Genomic DNA, 18,255 nt, shown 5'->3' on the forward strand with positions numbered 1-18,255 from the left:
TCACCCCGAACATTCACCCCGAACAAGAAGGAGAACACGACATGCCCCAGCTGACCCTCGTCGCCCCTCGCAGCCATGCCTTGCGCAGCGTGGGCCTGATGCTGTTGTCGATGTTCTGCTTCGCCGTGGTGGATGCACTGGCCAAGGTCGTGGCGCTGAAATACCCGGCCAACGAAGTGACCTTCTTCCGCATGGCCTTCGGCGTGCTGCCGGCGTTTCTCCTGTGCCTGCGCGGCCGGCCGCTGGCGGAGCGCTGGCTGCAACTGGACGTGCGCGGGCAGACCATCCGCGCGCTGACGTTGCTGGGCTCTTCGGCGCTGTTCTTTGCCGGGCTGCCCTACGTGCCGCTGAGTGAAGCCATCTCCATCGCCTATTCCGAGGCGCTGCTGGTGATCGTGCTGGCGCCGCTGCTGCTGGGCGAACGCCTGCTGCCGCGCAACGCCCTGGCGGCGGTGCTCGGCTTCCTCGGCGTGCTGATGGTGGTCAAGCCCGACAATGCCGAAGCCAGCCTGGTCGGTCCGGCGCTGCTGGTGGCCAGCGCCTTCTTCGGCGCGCTGTCGATGATCCAGATCCGCCGCATCCGCGAGACCGACGACTCGACCACCACGGTGCTGTATTTCACCGTGGTCGGCACCCTGGTCACTGGCGCCACGCTGCCGTTTTCCTGGAGCACGCCGAGCCTGCCGGACCTTGGTTTCATGCTCGCCCTCGGCCTGCTCGCGACCCTGGGCCAACTGCTCTTCACCATCGCCGTGCGCCGCGCCCATGCGGCCACGCTGGCGCCATACACCTACACCAGCATCATCTGGGCGAGCCTGCTCGGCTACCTGATCTGGGGCGAGGTGCTCAGCCTGCTGTCGCTGCTCGGCATCGTGCTGATCGTCGGCAGCGCGGTGGTCGTGGCGGTGCTGGAGCAGCCGCCGGAAGGTGCGGTGGTCTGATTTTTCAGCAACGAACACACTCCGTAGCGTCCGGCGCTATGGCTTTAGGTACCGCGAATCTTGTCCGCGATCCTGGATGGGCCAGGTGCGAGGGTAGGCCAATCGCGGACGGAGTCCGCTCCTACGCGAGTGCATGCCGTTGGCGTTTTCCGGAGGGGCTGCATTCGTCCGGCGGATGTCGCGGACAAGGCCCTCTTCTGCAAAGGCGTCAGGCCTCGTAGGAGCGGACTCCGTCCGCGATTGGCATCACCCGGCAGAGGAATACCAGGAACTGCAGGGGCGCCTGGCACGAGGGAGATGCCTCGACTACCGGTCAGAATCCGGCCTGTCGGTCTGGTACCATGCCGCGCCGGCATGCCAGACGACGCGTGATTGCACCGCGCCAGGTGCTGCCGGCTTCTTCCGTCCAACTGCGCTGCAAACAGGCCGCATCGACCGGAAAGCCCCACGCCCGGCGTGGCTGAATCGCTTTTCCGCAGGATCGATGGGGACCTTCTGGAATCTCCCGATGCACGACCCGATCAAACTCAAGGACCACCAGCAGGAGTCGACGCTGGTCAACCGCCGGCTGATCGCCTGCGGCGCGCTGGTGGCCCTGATGAGCGTGACCCTGGTGGCGAGGATGTATTTCCTCCAGGTCACCGACTACTCGACCAACGCCACCGTCTCCGAGAACAACCGTATCCACGTGCTGCCGATTCCCCCGGAGCGCGGGCTGATCTTCGACCGCAATGGCAAGGTGCTGGCGGAGAACCTGCCCAGCTTCAACCTCACCCTGACCCGCGAGCGCGCCGGCAATTCACAGGCGGTGCTCGACCAGGTGACCGAAATCCTGCACCTGAGCCCCGAGCAGCGCCTGCAGTGCGACAAGGCACTGAAGAAGAGCCGCCACCCCTTCGAGCCGGTCACCCTCCTGCATGAGCTGAGCGAGGAGCAGATCGCCCTCATCGAGGTCAATCGCTTCAAGCTGCCGGGCATCGACGTGGATGCCGAGTTCGTCCGCCACTATCCCTACGGCGAACACTTCGCTCACTCGGTCGGCTTCGTCGGGCGCATCAACGAGCGCGAGGCGGCGCGGCTGGACAGCACCGAATACCGGGGCACCGAGTACGTCGGCAAGACCGGCATCGAGCACTTCTACGAGCCGCAGCTGCACGGCCACGTCGGCTACGAGGAAGTCGAGACCAACGCCCAGGGCCGTGTCATGCGGGTGCTGAAGAAGGTGCCTCCGGTGGCTGGCGAGAACATCGTGCTCGGCCTCGACGTGGACCTGCAGGTCGCCGCCGAGAAGGCGCTGGGCGATCGCCGTGGCTCTGTGGTGGCGCTGGACCCGAACACCGGCCAGGTGCTGGCCATGGTCAGCAACCCGAGCTTCGACCCGAACCTGTTCGTCAACGGCATCAGCTCGGCGCAGTACGCCGAACTGCGCGACTCCATCGACCGACCGCTGTTCAACCGGGCGCTGCGCGGGCTGTATTCGCCGGGCTCGACCATCAAGCCGGTGGTGGCCATCGCCGGGCTGGACACCGGCACCATCACGCCGGCCACGCGGGTCTTCGATCCGGGCTACTTCCAACTGCCCAACTACGACCACAAGTACCGCAACTGGAACCACAGCGGTGATGGCTGGGTGGACCTGGACACGGCCATCAAGCGCTCCAACGACACCTACTTCTACGATGTCGCGCACAAGCTTGGCATCGACCGCATGCACGACTACCTGACCCGCTTCGGGCTGGGCAGCAAGGTGTCCATCGACATGGCCGAGGAGTCGCCCGGGCTGATGCCGTCCCGTGAATGGAAACGTGTGACCCGGCGCCAGGCCTGGTTCCCCGGTGAAACGGTGATCCTCGGCATCGGCCAGGGCTACATGCAGGTGACGCCGCTGCAGCTCGCCGAAGCGACCTCGCTGATCGCCAGCAAGGGCGCCTGGCACCGTCCACGACTGGCCGAGACGGTGGGGGGCGAGGACGTTGTCGATGCCAATCCCATGCCGGACATCCACCTGAGCAATCCCCGCGACTGGGATGCGGTGAACTACGGCATGCAGCTGGTCATGCACGATCCGGGCGGCGGCGCGCGGGCGGCGGGGCAGGGCGCGCAGTACCGCATTGCCGGCAAGAGCGGCACCGCGCAGATCGTCGCGATCCGCCAGGGCGAGCGCTACAACCGCCTGAAGACCCAGGAGCGCCACCGCGACAACGCCTTGTTCGTCGGCTTCGCCCCCGCCAGCGATCCGTCCATCGTGGTCTCGGTGACCATCGAGAATGGCGAGGCCGGCGGGCGGGTGGCCGGCCCGGTGGTGCGCGAGATCATGGACGCCTGGCTGCTCGACCAGGATGGCAAGCTCAAGCCACAGTACGCCGTGCCCGCCGATACCGCATCGGGCAAGCACGCCTGAGAGATGCTGCGGCCCAGCCCGGTGCGCGGGCTGGGTGCGGTGTGGCTGGCTAGGCCTGTGCCAGCGTCTCCGTCAGCGCCGCCTGCACCAGGGCATGCAGTGCCGCGCCTGGATGCTCGGCGTGCCAGGCCTTCAGCTCACGGCGCATGGCCGGCGTCCAGAAGTTCTGCAGGTGCTGCTGCACGCCACGGATCGCTACGTCGCGGTCCGGCTCGCTGGCGAAGTACAGGCCGATCTGGTTGGCCATCTTGATCAGGTTCTCGACGCTCATCGACGGACCTCGGCTTTTTCCGCTTGGCGACGCTCCTTGAGCAGACGCCGCTGTTCGTCACTGAACGCCTGGTAGCGCTTCTGCCATTCCGAAGGCTGGAACACGCGCACCACTTCCACCGCGGTGACCTTGTATTCCGGGCAGTTGGTGGCCCAGTCGGAGTTGTCGGTGGTGATCACGTTGGCGCCCGATTCGGGGAAGTGGAAGGTGGTGTAGACCACCCCTGGCGCCACCCGCTCGCTGACCCTGGCACGCAGCACCGTCTGCCCGGCGCGGCTGCCCACGCCGACCCAGTCGCCGTCGTTGATGCCCCGGCTTTCGGCGTCGCTGGCGTGGATTTCCAGGCGATCTTCCTCGTGCCAGGCGACGTTGTCGGTGCGCCGGGTCTGCGCGCCGACGTTGTACTGGCTGAGGATGCGCCCGGTGGTGAGCAGCAGCGGGTAGCGGGCGTTGACCTTCTCCTCGGTGGGCACGTAGCCGGTGAGCATGAAGCGCCCCTTGCCGCGCACGAACTGTTCGATGTGCATGGTCGGCGTGCCATCGGGCGCAGCGTCGTTGCACGGCCATTGCAGGCTGCCGTGGCGGTCCAGTTCGGCGTAGCTGACGCGGGTGAAGGTCGGTGTCAGGCGGGCGATCTCGTCCATGATCTGCGACGGGTGCTGGTAGTCCATCGGGTAACCCAGGGCGTTGGCCAGGGCGACTGTGGCTTCCCAGTCGGCCTTGCCGCCCAGCGGTTCCATCACCTTGCGCACCCGCGAGATGCGTCGCTCGGCGTTGGTGAAGGTGCCGTCCTTCTCCAGGAAGGAGCTGCCCGGCAGGAACACGTGGGCGAACTTGGCGGTTTCGTTGAGGAAGATGTCCTGCACCACCACGCATTCCATGGCGGAGAGGGCGGCGGTGACGTGCTGGGTATTCGGGTCGCTCTGGGCGATGTCCTCGCCCTGGCAGTACAGCGCCTTGAAGGTGCCGCCCAGCGCCGCTTCGAACATGTTGGGAATGCGCAGGCCGGGATCGGGCTGCAGGGTCACGCCCCAGGCCTGTTCGAACTGGCTGCGCACGATCTGGTTGGAAATGTGCCGATAGCCGGGCAGCTCATGGGGGAAGGAGCCCATGTCGCACGAGCCCTGCACGTTGTTCTGGCCGCGCAGCGGGTTCACCCCGACGCCCTCGCGGCCGACGTTGCCGGTGGCCATGGCGAGGTTGGCGATGCCCATCACCGCGGTGCTGCCCTGGCTGTGCTCGGTGACGCCCAGGCCATAGTAGATCGCCGCGTTGCCGCCGGTGGCGTAGAGGCGGGCGGCAGCGCGGATTTCCTCGGCGGGCACGCCGCAGACCGGGCCGAGCACTTCCGGGGCGTTCTCCGGCAGGCTGACGAAGTCGCGCCAGCGGATGAAGTCGCTGGCCTCGCAGCGCGCATCGACGAAGTCCTGCTTGACCAGCCCCTCGGTGACGATGACGTGGGCCAGGGCGTTGAGCATGGCGACGTTGGTGCCGGGGCGCAGTTGCAGGTGCAGCTCGGCGCGGGCGTGGGGCGAGTCGACCAGGTCGATGCGCCGGGGGTCGATGACGATCAGCTGTGCGCCCTGGCGCAGGCGGCGCTTGAGCTGCGAGCCGAACACCGGGTGCGCGTCGGTGGGGTTGGCACCCATCACCAGCACCACGTCGGACTGCATCACCGAGTCGAAGCTCTGGGTGCCGGCGGATTCGCCCAGGGTCTGCTTCAGGCCGTAGCCGGTGGGTGAGTGGCAGACCCGCGCGCAAGTGTCGACGTTGTTGTTGCCGAACGCCGCGCGCACCAGTTTCTGCACCAGGTAGGTTTCTTCGTTGGTGCAGCGGCTGGAGGTGATGCCGCCGATGGAGTCGCGCCCGTATTTCGTCTGGATGCGGCGGAATTCGCTGGCAGCATAGGTGACGGCCTCGTCCCAGCTGACTTCCTGCCAGGGGTCGCTGATGTGCTTGCGGATCATCGGCTTGGTGATGCGGTCCGGGTGCGTGGCGTAGCCCCAGGCGAAGCGGCCCTTGACGCAGGAGTGGCCGTGGTTGGCCTGGCCGTTCTTGTCCGGGACCATGCGCACCAACTGGTTGCCCTTCATCTCGGCGCGGAAGGAGCAGCCCACTCCGCAGTAGGCGCAGGTGGTGATGACGGCGCGCTCGGGCTGGCCGATCTCGACCACGCTCTTTTCCATCAGCGTGGCGGTGGGGCAGGCCTGTACGCAGGCGCCGCAGGAGACGCATTCGGAATCGAGGAAATTATCGCCGCCGGCAGCCGCCACGCGGGACTCGAAGCCGCGTCCCTCGATGGTCAGGGCGAAGGTGCCCTGGGTTTCCTCGCAGGCGCGCACGCAGCGGTTGCAGACGATGCACTTGCTCGGGTCGTAGTCGAAGTAGGGGTTGGAGACGTCTTTCGCATCGCCCAGGTGGTTGGCGCCGTCGTAGCCGTAGCGCACCTCGCGCAGGCCGACCTGGCCGGCCACGGTCTGCAGTTCGCAGTTGCCGTTGGCGGAACAGGTCAGGCAGTCCAGTGGGTGGTCGGAGATATACAGTTCCATGACGTTGCGGCGCAGGCCCGCCAGCTTCGGCGTCTGCGTGCGCACCACCATGCCCTCGCCGACCGGCGTGGTGCAGGAGGCCGGGTAGCCGCGCATGCCGTCGATTTCCACCAGGCACAGGCGGCAGGAGCCGAAGGCTTCCAGGCTGTCGGTGGCGCAGAGTTTGGGAATGCTGGTGCCCAGCAGCGCGGCGGCGCGCATCACCGAGGTGCCGGCGGGGACGCTGATCTGCCGGCCATCGATGCTCAGGCTGACCTGCACGTCGCTCTCGCGGGCGGGGGTGCCGAGGTCTATGTCACCCGTGCTGGACGTGGCAGGGTCAAAGAAATTGATCACGAGTCGGCCTCCGAAGTCGCCAGACCGAAGTCGGCGGGGAAGTGCTTGAGGGCGCTGGCCACGGGGAAGGCGGTCATCCCGCCGAGGGCGCAGAGCGAGCCGTATTGCATCGTGTCGCAGAGATCGGTGAGCAGCCGCGCCTGCTCCTCGCGGGCGCTGAGGTCGGTGGCGGCGATCAGCCGGTCGACCACCTCCACGCCACGAGTCGAGCCGATGCGGCAGGGCGTGCACTTGCCGCAGGATTCCTCGGCGCAGAACTGCAGGGCAAAGCGCGCCATGCGTGCCATGTCCAGGCTGTCGTCGGCCACCACCACGCCGCCATGGCCGAGCATGGCGCCGACGGCGGCAAAGGCTTCGTAGTCCAGCGGGGTGTCGAACTGCGAGGGCGGTACCCAGGCACCGAGCGGGCCGCCGACTTGCGCGGCCTTCAGCGGTCGGCCGCTGGCGGTGCCACCGCCGTAGCCTTCCACCAGCTCGCGCAGGGTCAGGCCGAAGGCGCGCTCCACCAGCCCGCCTTGGCGGACGTTGCCGGCCAGCTGGAAGGGCATGGTGCCCAGCGAGCGGCCCATGCCGAAGTCACGGTAGAACGGGGCGCCCCTGGCCAGGATGATGGGCACCGAGGCCAGGGTGAGCACGTTGTGCACCAGCGTCGGCAGGCCGAACAGACCCTGCAGCGCGGGCAGCGGCGGTTTGGCGCGGACCACGCCGCGCTTGCCTTCCAGCGAGTCCAGCAGGGCGGTTTCCTCGCCGCAGATGTAGGCGCCGGCGCCGACCCGCACTTCCAGCTCGAAGGCGCGGCCGCTGCCGCAGACGTCGTCACCGAGGTAGCCGGCTTCGCGGGCGAGCGTCAGCGCCTGGTTCAGGGTGGCGATGGCGTCCGGGTATTCCGAGCGCACGTAGAGGTAGCCCATGCTCGCGCCGACGGCGAGGCCAGCGATGGCCATGCCCTCGATCAGCAGGAAGGGGTCGCCTTCCATCAGCATGCGGTCGGCGAAGGTCCCGGAGTCGCCTTCGTCGGCGTTGCACACCAGGTATTTCTGCGGGCCGACGGCGTCACGCACGGTGCGCCACTTGATGCCGGCGGGGAAGGCCGCGCCGCCACGGCCGCGCAGGCCGGAATCGAGTACAGCGGCGACCACTTCGGCGCCATCCATCGCTATGGCGCGGATCAGGCCTTCGAAGCCGCCGTGGCTGCGGTAGTCATCCAGCGACAGCGGCCGGGTGATGCCGGCGCGGGCGAAGAGCAGGCGCTGTTGGGTTTTCAGGTAGGGAAGCTCCTCCACCAGCCCCAGGGCGAGCGGATGGCTGGCCCGGTCGCCGGCCAGGGCGTCGAGGAGCGCGGGGATGTCGGCTGCCGCAAGCGGACCGAAACCCAGCCGGCCGGCGTCGCTGTCGACTTCTACCAGTGGTTCCAGCCAATACAGGCCGCGCGAGCTGGTGCGCTGGATGTCCAGCGGCAGCTGGCGGCGCTCGGCCTCGGCGACCAGGGCGTCGGTTACCTCGTCGGCGCCCACCGCGCGGGCCACGGAATCGCAGGAAACGAACAGCTTCAGCATGCGGCGTCCTCCCGGCAACCGTTCACCAGCTCCCGCAGGCGTTCGGCGGTGAGACGGGCGTGCACGCGGCCGTCGAGTTCCAGCGCCGGCGAGCAGGCGCAGGCGCCCAGGCAGTAGACCGGGCGCAGGGCGATGCGGCCATCGGCGCTGGTGCCGTGGTCGTCGAGTTCAAGCTGCTCGCGCAGCTGCGCGGCCAAGGCTTCGGCCCCCCGGCTCTGGCACGACTCGGCCCGGCACAGGCGCAGCGTATGGCGGGCTGGCGGCGCGCTGCGGAAGTCGTGGTAGAAGCTGATCACCCCGCGCACTTCGGCGACGCTGAGGTTCAGGGCGTGGGCAATTTCCGGGAGGGCATCGTCGGGGATGTAGCCGACGCAGTCCTGGATGGCGTGCAGCACCGGCAGCAGGGCGCCGGGAGCGGCCTTGAGACGTTCCAGCACATCGTGGATCAGGGGCAGGTGAAGCGAATCATCAGGCATACAGCGCACCTCGATATCGCGGATGCCTGCCATGGGCGGCGATCCGGAATCCTTCGGCTGCGGCGTACCGGCCACGTCACGGACTGCGTGGCTGTTCGGGGCGCCATTCTTATTATCCGGCCAGGCATCTGGGCGCGCCTGGTCCTCGACAGTATGGAAGCTTGCCATCCCTTGTGTTCAAGGATTGCACCGCAGCGACCCTGCGCATCCTGAAACCGACAAGGGGCCCAAACCGCCACCTTGTCCGCTCAGAGCCCCCTTATTGGCCGGTAATGCCCTCAGGCACGGCCGCTGCCCGATTTAACCTGCCCGCTACCCATGACAACAAGAATCCGCGCCGTCGCCGCGCGCGGGAAGAATAGGGGAGCACCATGCACAAACCCGCAACACCCTGGCTGCAGATTGCCGTGCTGGCCCTGGCCGGCCTGCTCGGCGGCTGTGGTGACGACGCCGCGCCGACACCCACTCGCAACGCCGCCGCCCTGGCGCCTGCCGACCCGGCGCTGGCGAAAATCTATGACAGCAGTTGCAAGCTCTGCCACGCCAACCCGGCTTCCGGCGCGCCGCAGAGCGGCGACGCGAAAGCCTGGCAGCCGCGCGTCGCCCAGGGCGCCGACAGCCTGCTGGACCACAGCATCAATGGCTTCAAGGGCATGCCGCCAATGGGCATGTGCATGCAGTGCTCGGAAGAAGAGTTCCTGGCGCTGATTTCCTTCATGTCCGGCCAATCGGTCCAGTAAGCGCGGGGTTTCTTCGATGCCTATTCATCTCACCCGGCGCCAACTCCTGCAGAACGCCGGAATCGCCGGCGCCTTCGCGGCGCTGTCGAGCAGCCCGCTGGCCGCCGAGCTGGCCCGTGCGCCGCGACTGATCCCCTGGCGCAACTGGTCCGGCGGGCAGAGCTGCCTGCCGGCAGCGCGCCTGGCGCCGCAGAGCCTGGACGAACTGGTGCAGGTCATCCGCCAGGCCCAGGGCAAGGTCCGCCCGGTTGGCTCGGCGCATTCCTTCAGCGCCCTGGTGCCCACCGACGGCACGCTGGTCTCGCTGGCCTATTTCAATGGCCTGCTCGGCCACGATGCCGATACGCTGCAGGCGGAATTCGCCGCCGGCACGCCCATGTCGCTCATGGGGCCGGCGCTGAAAGAGATCGGCCAGGCGCTGCCGAACATGTCGGACATCGATTACCAGACCCTGGCCGGGGCGATTTCCACCTCGACCCACGGCACCGGCGTTGGCTTTGGCTCCTATTCCTCCCGCGTCGCCGGCCTGCAACTGGTGACCGCCAGCGGCGAAGTGCTGGACTGCGACGCCCAGCGCCATCCCGAGGTGTTCAATGCCGCGCGTGTATCTCTGGGGGCATTCGGCATCGCCACCCGCGTGCGCCTGCAGAATCGCGCGGCCTTCCGCCTGCACGAGCGGCAGTGGATCGCCAGCACGGAAGAACTGCTGGAGGATGTGGAAAAAAACACCCGCGAGAACCAGCACTGGGAGATGCAGGTGCTGACCCACTCCGACTACGCGCTGTCCATCGCCCTGAACGAGACCACCGACCCGGCCACGCCGCCGCTGGACCCGGCCAAGGAGGGCGGCAACGAGTACGTGAGCATCATCGAGGGCCTCGACAAGTACGGCAGTGATTTCCCTGCCGCGCGACGCTTCCTGCTCAACAGCCTGCGCCATGTGGCCAGCTTCGACGACCGCGTCGGCGACTCCTACGACGTCTTTGCCAACGTGCGCAACGTGCGTTTCAACGAGATGGAGTATTCGGTCCCGGCCGAGCATGGCCCGGCCTGCCTGCGCGAGATCCTCAAGCTGATCAACGACAAGGACCTGCGCACCTGGTTCCCCATCGAGTACCGCTACGTGAAGGCCGACGAAATTCCCCTGAGCATGTTCGAGGGCCGCGACAGCTGCTCCATCTCCGTGCACCAGCACTACAGCATGGATCACCACAACTTCTTCGCCGCCGTCGAACCGATCTTCTGGAAGTACGCCGGCCGGCCGCACTGGGGCAAGCTGCACACGCTGAATGCGCGCACGCTGCAACCGCTGTATCCGCGCTGGAAGGAATTCACCGAGGTGCGCCGCGAGCTGGACCCGCAGGGCAAGTTCCTCAATGCCCACCTGTCATCGATCCTGGGCGTGGCCTGACAAGGAAGAAGAATCCATGAAACGACGCAATTTCATCGTCGGTGCAGCGGGGGCGGGCGTTCTGCTCGCCGGCGCTGGCGCCTGGCTGCGACCGACCGACCACGGCGCGCCCTACGACGACTACTTCGCCCGGCTCAACCGCGAGCTGCGCGAGCACGGGCCGATGCGCCCGGTGATGCTGATCGACCTGGACCGGTTGGATCACAACGTCGATGTGGTGATGCAGTCGGTCGCCCGCACCGGCAAGCACCTGCGCGTGGTGGAGAAGTCCCTGCCGTCGCCACAACTGCTCGACTACATCGCCAAGCGTGCCGGCACCCGGCGGATGATGTCCTTCCACCAGCCCTTCCTCAACCACGACGCCGAGCGCTTTCCCGACGCCGACCTGCTGCTGGGCAAGCCGCTGCCGGTGGGCTCGGCGCAGCAGTTCTACGAGAACCTGCGCGGCCCCTTCGACCCGACGACCCAGTTGCAATGGCTGCTCGACACCCCCGAGCGCCTGCAGCAGTACCTGGCGCTGGCGCAGGGGCGCAACACCCGGCTGCGAATCAACATCGAACTGGACGTCGGCCTGCACCGGGGCGGCGTGGCGGACCACGAAACCCTGGGCAGGATGCTCACGATCATCGGCGCCAACCTGCAGCACCTGGAGTTCGCCGGCTTCATGGGCTACGACCCCTTCGTCGGCATGGGCGTGCCCGAGGTCCTCGGCTCCTCGGAAGAGCTCTTCGCCAAGGTGATGACGCTCTACAACGGCTTCGTCGACTACGCCCGCACCCAACACACGACGCTGTGGAAGCCAGGCCTGACGCTCAATACCGCTGGCAGTCCGAGTTTCAGGATGCATGAGAACGAACGCACCAGCACCGAGGTATCGGTGGGCTCGGCGCTGGTCAAGCCGACGCACTATGACCTGCCATCCCTGGTGGACCACCAGCCGGCTGCCTTCATCGCCACGCCGGTGATCAAGAGCACCGGCCCGGTGCGGATTCCCGCGCTGGACGGCAAGTCGCAACTGTTCTCGTGGTGGGACCCGAACCAGCGCGAGACCTTCTTCGTCTATGGCGGCAACTGGATGGCCGAGCCCGAGTCGCCCAGGGGACTGCAGTTCAATGGCCTGTACGGGCGCAGCTCGAATCAGGAGATGGTCAATGGGTCCAGCGCGGTCGGCCTGAAGGTGGACGACCAGGTGTTCCTGCGCCCGACCCAGTCCGAGTCGATCCTCCTGCAGTTCGGCGACCTGCTGGCGGTGCGTGGGGGGCGCATCGTCGAGCAGTGGCCTGTGTATAGCTGAGTTCCGAGAGTGACGAAAAAGCCTCATGTCTTCGACCTGAGGTTTTTTCTGGCTGCTGTTGAATCCAGCATCCGGTTTCGTATGGCCGAGCGGCTACTGGAATTTTGTCTGATGAACGATCAGACACCCTTTCCGGACAGGTCTGAATGACAGACCCGTTTCCAGGCTGTTGGGATGGTCGCTTCCCCGGAACGGATGCCTGCCATGCTCAACGAACTGCGCACTTTCTTCGACCACAGCCGTCACACTCTCGGCGTCCAGGGCGTCGATGCATCGCTCGATGTACTGGCGTTCACCGGTGACGAAGCGCTGAGCCGGCCGTTCACCTATCGCATCGAATTCACCAGCACCGACCTTGACCTCGAGGGCGACTCCTTCCTGTGCCAGGACGCCAGCTTCAGCCTGCGCGCTCCGCCCGAGCAACTCGGTATCCCCGGCTATACGCCACCCCTGGCCGCTCCACTGCGCACGCTGTACGGCACCCTCACTCGCTTCGCCATGCTGTCCGTCTCGAGGGATCAAGCCCATTACGAGGTGACGTTTGAACCGCGCCTGAAACTGCTGGATCGCGCGCGCCAGTTTCGTATCTACCAGAACCAGAGCGTGCCGGAGATCGTCGAGCAGGTACTGCGACGTAATGACTTCGCCGGGCAGGACTTCCTCTTCGAGCTGACCCGCGAATACCCGCAACGCGAACAAGTAATGCAGTACGGCGAGGATGACCTGGCCTTCATCCAGCGCCTGACCGCCGAAGTCGGTATCTGGTACCGCTTCAGCATGGATGCGCGGTTGCGCATCGAAGTCGTGGAGTTCCACGACGACCAACGCCATTACCTGCCCGCACCGCCATTGCCCCTGCGTCCGCTGTCCGCGCTGGAATCCAGCGGCCAGGACGCCCTCTGGGGTCTGCAGTCCAGCCAGGAGGTGGTGCAGCAGCTGGTCGGCAACCGCGCTTACTACTACCGCGATGCCGCTGCGCAGTTGGACGCCGGCGCCGATCTACTCCAGTCGTCTTCCACCACCTACGGCGAGGCCTACCACTACGGCGAGCCGCATAGTGTCCTGGGCGATGCCTACGCCCAGGACGAGGACCTGGAAAGCGAGAGCGGCTACTTCTACGCACGTCTTGCCCACGAACGTTACCTCAATGCCCGTACACGCCTGACCGGCAGCACCAGCAGCCCGGCCGTGGTTCCCGGCCAGGTACTGAAAACCGAGGGCGCACCTCCAGCCTTCGCTTCCGGCGCCGTCATCGTCCGGCTGCATACCAGCGCTGCCCGCGACCGCAGCTTCGAAGTGCAGTTCGAGGCGATCCCCTACGCCGAAACCATCTGCTTCCGTCCTGACGTCCCGGCCCGGCCGGTGATCGCCGGCACCATCCCCGCCCGTGTCACCAGCCCGGAACCGAACGACCTGTACGGCCACATCGACAAGGAAGGCCGCTACAAATGCCACTTCCTCTTCGATCGCGACACCTGGCCGGCCGGCCGCGAGAGCCTCTGGCTTCGCCTGGCGCGCCCCTACGCCGGGGACACTTACGGCCTGCACCTGCCGCTGATCCAGGGCACCGAAGTGCGCATCGCCTTCGAGAACGGTGACCCGGATCGACCCTACATCGCCCACGCCATCCACGACTCGCAGCACCCCGATCACGTCACCCTGCAGAACTACAAGCGCAACGTCCTGCGCACACCCGCCAATAACAAATTGCGCATGGACGACACGCGTGGCCAAGAGCACATCAAGCTCAGCACCGAGTACAGCGGCAAGAGCCAGATCAACCTGGGGCACCTGGTGGATGCGCAGCGGCAGCAGCGCGGCGAAGGATTTGAACTGCGCACGGATGGTTGGGGATCGGTGCGCGCTGGCAAAGGCGTGTTTATCAGCGCGGACGTACAGCCCGGCGCCCAAGGCCAGGTGCTGGCCATGCAGGAAGCAGTGACCCGCCTCGATCAGGCTGGCGACGAAATGCGAAAGCTCTCTGCCGATGCAGAGACAGCCAAGGCCGACCCCGCCCAGGTACAGAAGCAGATCGACTTGCTCAAGCAGGACCTGGAACAGCTGAGAAGCTCCGTCCTCCTGCTCAGCGCCCCCAAGGGCATCGCCCTCACCAGCGGTCAGCACCTGCAACTGGCCGCCCAGCGCAACCTCATGCTCAACGCCGGCAACGAGGCGGACGTCAGCGTGGTCAAGCGACTGTTCATCGGCGTTGGCCAGGGCATGAGCCTGTTCGTGCGCAAGGTCGGCATGAAGCTCATCGCCAACCAGGGGCCGGTGCAGGTCCAGGCGCAGAACGACCGGATGGAAATCCTCGCCCGCATGGGAATGGACATCGTCAGCACCGAAGACGAAATCCACATCACGGCCAAGAAGAAAATCATCCTGAATGCCGGCGGCACCTACATCACGATGGACAACTGCGGCATCGAATCAGGTACGCAGGGCGACTACCTGATCAAGTCCGCGCATTTCGATTTCCAGGGGCCGGCGAAGCAGCCGGTGGAAATGCCGAACGTAGCGCCGCTCGCCGATGCTCCCGTCGCGCGGCAAAACGGCAATGACTACTCCGACTGACCGGGTATCACGCAATTCAGACAAGGGAACGGAAACCTATGCTCAACTATTTGCGCGACCTCTACGAAGGCCTGATGGACGTCTATCGAAACCGTCGTGACGGTCCGCCGTCGTCTCGCTCGCTGTTTGATGATCTTCCACTGGCTGCGCCCCCGGTGAATCCGGCAGTACCATCTCCTGCACCAGTAGCCACTGTGCGCGGCACCCTGGCGCCTCTGAAAAACTGGGCCCATCCGTTTGGCGACAAGTCCAATCCGCTGGTTCAGCTGACCAACCTTTCCAAGGCGGTGGCCGGCTACTACCCAGTAGGCCGAAACGGCCTGTGGCACGGTGGTGTGCACTTTGACGGCGGAACCGCCGGCATCCTCAAGCAAGATCACGTCCGTTGTCTGGCCGATGGCGAAGTCGTGGCCTACCGCATCGCCACCAGCACCCCAAAAACGGCCTATTACACGAAGGCCAATGAACTGATCGAGGCTCCTTTCGCCTCCGGGTTCGTGCTGGTGCGCCACCACCTCCAGGCTCCCAAGCTGGAGAACAGTACCGACATACCGCCAAGCCTGATCTTCTACAGCCTCTACATGCACCTGCAGGACTGGAAGACCTACGAGGATGACCCGAAGCTTGCACGCCCCGCCTTCTGGAAGTCCGGCAGCTACCGGGTCAAGGCCGATGCCACCGATCCAGGCCCCCTCGGCGCCAGCGTTCACGCTCAGCCCAAACCTGGCAGCAAAGTGCTCAAGACCTTGCCGCGAGGTACAGCCGTCACCATCAGCGGCACCGGTGATTACTGCAAGCTGGTCAGTGCCGACGGCATCGACCTGCCGCCGCTCGGGCCAAAGAACCCGGCGCTGGGCTATATCCGCAAGAATGCTCTGGAGGACACGACAGGCCGATACAGGGTCAAGGACGATGCCCTGGGTGCGGAAAAGTGCGAACACCTCAACGTCCATGCCGAAGCCAAGGCAAACAGCAAGGTCATCGCCACACTGCCGCGCGGCGCTGAAGTGGTGGTCAGCGGAGAAGGGGAGTATCGCAAGCTGGAAAGCGTACTCACCCCCGACTCCGCCAGCTCCGAAGCGGACGATTTCCATGCGGCCGCCGGCTACCTGCGCTTCAGCGCCCTGGAACCGATCATCCTGCCCCATCAACTGGACACGGTTTCCATCCTGGAACCGCCCGTTGCGATCAAGGCCGGTGAACTGATCGGCCATCTCGGTCCCTACCAGACCAGCAAACCTGCACCCCCCGTGTACAAGCTGCACCTGGAAACCTTCACCGCCGACAACCTGCCGAAATTCTTCGAAGCCAGCCGCGCCTGGGCGGACCGCCTGCCGGTGAAGGAAAGAACCTGGCTCAAGCTGGAGAAAGGGATAACAGGTGTCATCACCAGCACCGGTAGCCCGCCCTCGGTGATGCAAGTGGGTACACCCAGCGGCTACACCCTGCTGGTCCCTCGCAGCTTGCTCGATGGCCTGGGTGCTGCGGACAAGCGCGTCGTCGCCGGCGAGGCGTTCAACTGGTATCGCCTCGACGGACTACTCACCGATGAAGCTGAAAAACCGCTGAACGGCTGGGTATGTGAGCGGATTGGTACTACGCCCTGGGTCAGCCCCTGGCACTGGGACGGCTACGAGATTATCAACGACTACGGCTCCCTAGAGAGCAGCCTGGCCTACAACCTCAATACCCGAGGCCTGCTGACCGATGACGAAGCGGAACGGCTTCGCCCGCACATCGACGCATGGGACCAGGGACCGCTGCAAAGTCGGCTGTACGACATTGTCGATAGCAACCGAGATGGCAAGTTGAGCCCGGATGAAATGCAGGCTGCCCTGGCTATTCCTGCCAAGGCGCAAATGCTTTCACAGCTGGTCATCAACTACGAAACCGAATGGCACTATCGCCAGCAGAAATGGGATGACCTGGATGACGTCCAGGGCCATACCCCTTCGACCCCTTTCCTGAACTGGATGGCGGAAAAGGAAAGGATACGAGAGTTGAAGTGGTGGAGTGATGTGGCGGGGAGGGTGGGATTGCCGGAGAACGGGCGGGTTTATCATTTGCATCCGATTGGATTGATAGGCCTCTTTAAAGTAACTAAGAGTCGCTGGGCTCATAGTGTCTTTGCTAATTTGCTTGGTAAGGTTGAGTCAAATAACGATTATATCGCTTATAATAAGACTGCTCCGGAATTGCAATCATATTACAATACAAGCTTAACAAGCTTGACCTTGAAAGAGGTTCAAGAGAAACACGCATCTAGAGAGTTATTTGCTGTGGGCAGATATCAGGTAGTACCCGAGACACTGAGTGCGGCAGTAAAAAGTTTAAAGCTTGATCCTGCGCAAAAGTTTGATGCTGAAATGCAGGATAGGATATTTGAAGAGTATCTGATTAAGGTGAAGAGGAGTGCGTTTATTAAATATCTTGAGGGCGATGGTTCAGTAGAGGACGCAATTTATGCTTGGGCTATGGAGTTCGCCTCGGCAGGTGTCAGGAAGGGGAAAAGAATTAGCCCGAAAGCACAGAGAGATTCCAATGGGAACATAGTTAGAGATGCAGCGGGGAAACCGATTATGATTCAGCGAACGGCTAGCTTTGAAGGTGAGTCTTACTACTCGGGGGATGGTCTTAACTCGGCTCATATACTGCCAGATGAGATGGTCAAAGCGCTGAAGGAGTCAAAAGGTGAGTCTGGATAAGGAAATAATTTTTAAGGCATTGCTATTTTTTGCATTTTTTTTAGGGGTTGAAGTTTATGCCGATTCGGCCTCTCCGAGGTTCGAGGATTATAAGGTAGATGATTTGTATTCTGGTGCTAATCATGCCTTGGATAGTTCTGCTAAAACTGAAGGGAAGTGGATGATTTATCGGTCGTTGGCAGTTAAGCGCAAAGTTAATTTTGCTGGGCATTACATAGTATTTACTGGTGACTGTGGTGCTGGTGCGATATGTGGTGAGATTCTTGATGCTAAGACTGGTAGGGTTGTTGTTGGTTTCCCCAATGCGTACCTACTGGAGGGGGGGGTGGAAGTTATTTCGATGTGGTGTTTCGGCCTAAGAGTCGACTGCTGGTAATTTCGGGAGTGGCGGCTGATCCTGAGACGGATCAGAGTGGTCAATTGCTACCGGTGAAGAATAGAGTTCGCTATTTTGAAATGAAAAACGGAAGGCTGGTTCTCATTAAGGTTGAGGAGAATTAATCGAGGGCGATTGGGTATTCTATTTCGCTGTCCCCTTTTTTTGCTTGGGGGCTAAAATGGTTTCGTTTTTTTAATTTAAAATTATAGGGCTCTTAGTGGTTGGGGTAATATGCCTAATGGTCGCGCGTATTATTTTCAGTGTTCATGATGCTGGTGCGGTGCTTTTTTATAAAGCCTGGGCTGGGGAATTTGGCCAACTAATCATAAAGTCTAGCGCCCCATTTTCGGTGTTTTATTCGATTGAAGGGAGGGAGTACCCGGTTTTATCGATAAAATATAGCAAAAGGAGAAAAGGTGACGGACTTATTTTCCTACTCTAAAGCTATGTGCGAAGTCAGGATTGGGGAGCCTAAAATAAATCTGTTCACTTTTCTCTCCTTGCAGCACCTTCAGTATTACAAGGTTTATCTTGCTAAGGAGAAGAATCTTGTTGGGCCAATGAAGGCGAAGAACTGGCTGCAGATAGCGCAAAATATAATGGAATGAATCAGATTGGTTAT

12 protein-coding genes are annotated in these 18,255 nt (G+C 63.8%); 8 read left to right on the plus strand and 4 right to left on the minus strand.

The features are described from left to right. Positions 1-41: 41 nt before the first annotated feature. Positions 42-941: a DMT family transporter gene (locus UB43_RS05470; RefSeq protein WP_045209360.1), complete on the plus strand. Its 900-nt coding sequence runs from the start codon at positions 42-44 to the stop codon at positions 939-941. Between the two features lie 508 nt (positions 942-1,449). Then, the gene (gene mrdA / locus UB43_RS05475; RefSeq protein ID WP_045209363.1) at positions 1,450-3,342 is read left to right on the plus strand and encodes a penicillin-binding protein 2; all 1,893 of its coding nucleotides are present in this window, start codon (positions 1,450-1,452) and stop codon (positions 3,340-3,342) included. A gap of 49 nt (positions 3,343-3,391) precedes the next feature. On the opposite strand, the gene UB43_RS05480 is transcribed toward mrdA, so the two are convergent. The 4 genes from UB43_RS05480 to UB43_RS05495 are packed head-to-tail and all read right to left on the minus strand — an operon-like array spanning position 3,392 to position 8,530. Then, positions 3,392-3,613, minus strand: a complete 222-nt coding sequence (locus UB43_RS05480; RefSeq protein ID WP_045209365.1) for a formate dehydrogenase subunit delta — start codon at positions 3,611-3,613, stop codon at positions 3,392-3,394. After that, positions 3,610-6,498 carry a formate dehydrogenase subunit alpha gene (gene fdhF, locus UB43_RS05485; protein ID WP_045209368.1) on the minus strand — a complete coding sequence of 963 codons (2,889 nt, stop codon included), beginning with the start codon at positions 6,496-6,498 and terminating at the stop codon, positions 3,610-3,612. Before fdhF ends, UB43_RS05480 begins: the two co-directional genes overlap by 4 nt. Continuing rightward, positions 6,495-8,054 (minus strand): NADH-quinone oxidoreductase subunit NuoF, encoded by a 1,560-nt coding sequence (locus UB43_RS05490; protein ID WP_045209370.1) that lies wholly within the window; start codon positions 8,052-8,054, stop codon positions 6,495-6,497. The genes fdhF and UB43_RS05490 overlap by 4 nt, the downstream gene beginning before the upstream one ends. Beyond that, on the minus strand, positions 8,048-8,530 hold the full coding sequence (locus tag UB43_RS05495; RefSeq protein WP_045209456.1) for a formate dehydrogenase subunit gamma: 483 nt from the start codon (positions 8,528-8,530) through the stop codon (positions 8,048-8,050). The genes UB43_RS05490 and UB43_RS05495 overlap by 7 nt, the downstream gene beginning before the upstream one ends. Before the next feature lie 371 nt (positions 8,531-8,901). On the opposite strand from UB43_RS05495, the gene UB43_RS05500 reads away from it, so the two are divergent. The 6 genes from UB43_RS05500 to UB43_RS29510 all read left to right on the plus strand — a co-directional run bounded on the left by UB43_RS05500 (position 8,902) and on the right by UB43_RS29510 (position 17,630). Next, positions 8,902-9,270 carry a cytochrome c5 family protein gene (locus tag UB43_RS05500; protein WP_045209373.1) on the plus strand — a complete coding sequence of 123 codons (369 nt, stop codon included), beginning with the start codon at positions 8,902-8,904 and terminating at the stop codon, positions 9,268-9,270. Positions 9,271-9,286: 16 nt separating this feature from the next. Continuing rightward, complete coding sequence (locus tag UB43_RS05505) at positions 9,287-10,681, plus strand: D-arabinono-1,4-lactone oxidase (RefSeq protein ID WP_045209376.1); 1,395 nt, start codon at positions 9,287-9,289, stop codon at positions 10,679-10,681. A gap of 85 nt (positions 10,682-10,766) precedes the next feature. Continuing rightward, positions 10,767-11,975 (plus strand): DSD1 family PLP-dependent enzyme, encoded by a 1,209-nt coding sequence (locus UB43_RS05510; RefSeq protein WP_371318992.1) that lies wholly within the window; start codon positions 10,767-10,769, stop codon positions 11,973-11,975. Positions 11,976-12,179: 204 nt separating this feature from the next. Continuing rightward, positions 12,180-14,549, plus strand: a complete 2,370-nt coding sequence (locus tag UB43_RS05515; protein WP_045209379.1) for a type VI secretion system Vgr family protein — start codon at positions 12,180-12,182, stop codon at positions 14,547-14,549. Positions 14,550-14,587: 38 nt separating this feature from the next. Beyond that, entirely contained in the window at positions 14,588-17,254 is a 2,667-nt protein-coding gene (locus tag UB43_RS05520; protein ID WP_156160349.1) for a hypothetical protein, read from the plus strand. Beyond that, positions 17,241-17,630: a hypothetical protein gene (locus tag UB43_RS29510; protein WP_156160350.1), complete on the plus strand. Its 390-nt coding sequence runs from the start codon at positions 17,241-17,243 to the stop codon at positions 17,628-17,630. The genes UB43_RS05520 and UB43_RS29510 overlap by 14 nt, the downstream gene beginning before the upstream one ends. The last annotated feature ends 625 nt before the right edge of the window (positions 17,631-18,255 follow it).

The sequence above is a fragment of the Pseudomonas sp. 21 genome (genome assembly GCF_000955805.1).
In the GTDB taxonomy this organism is placed as follows: domain Bacteria; phylum Pseudomonadota; class Gammaproteobacteria; order Pseudomonadales; family Pseudomonadaceae; genus Pseudomonas.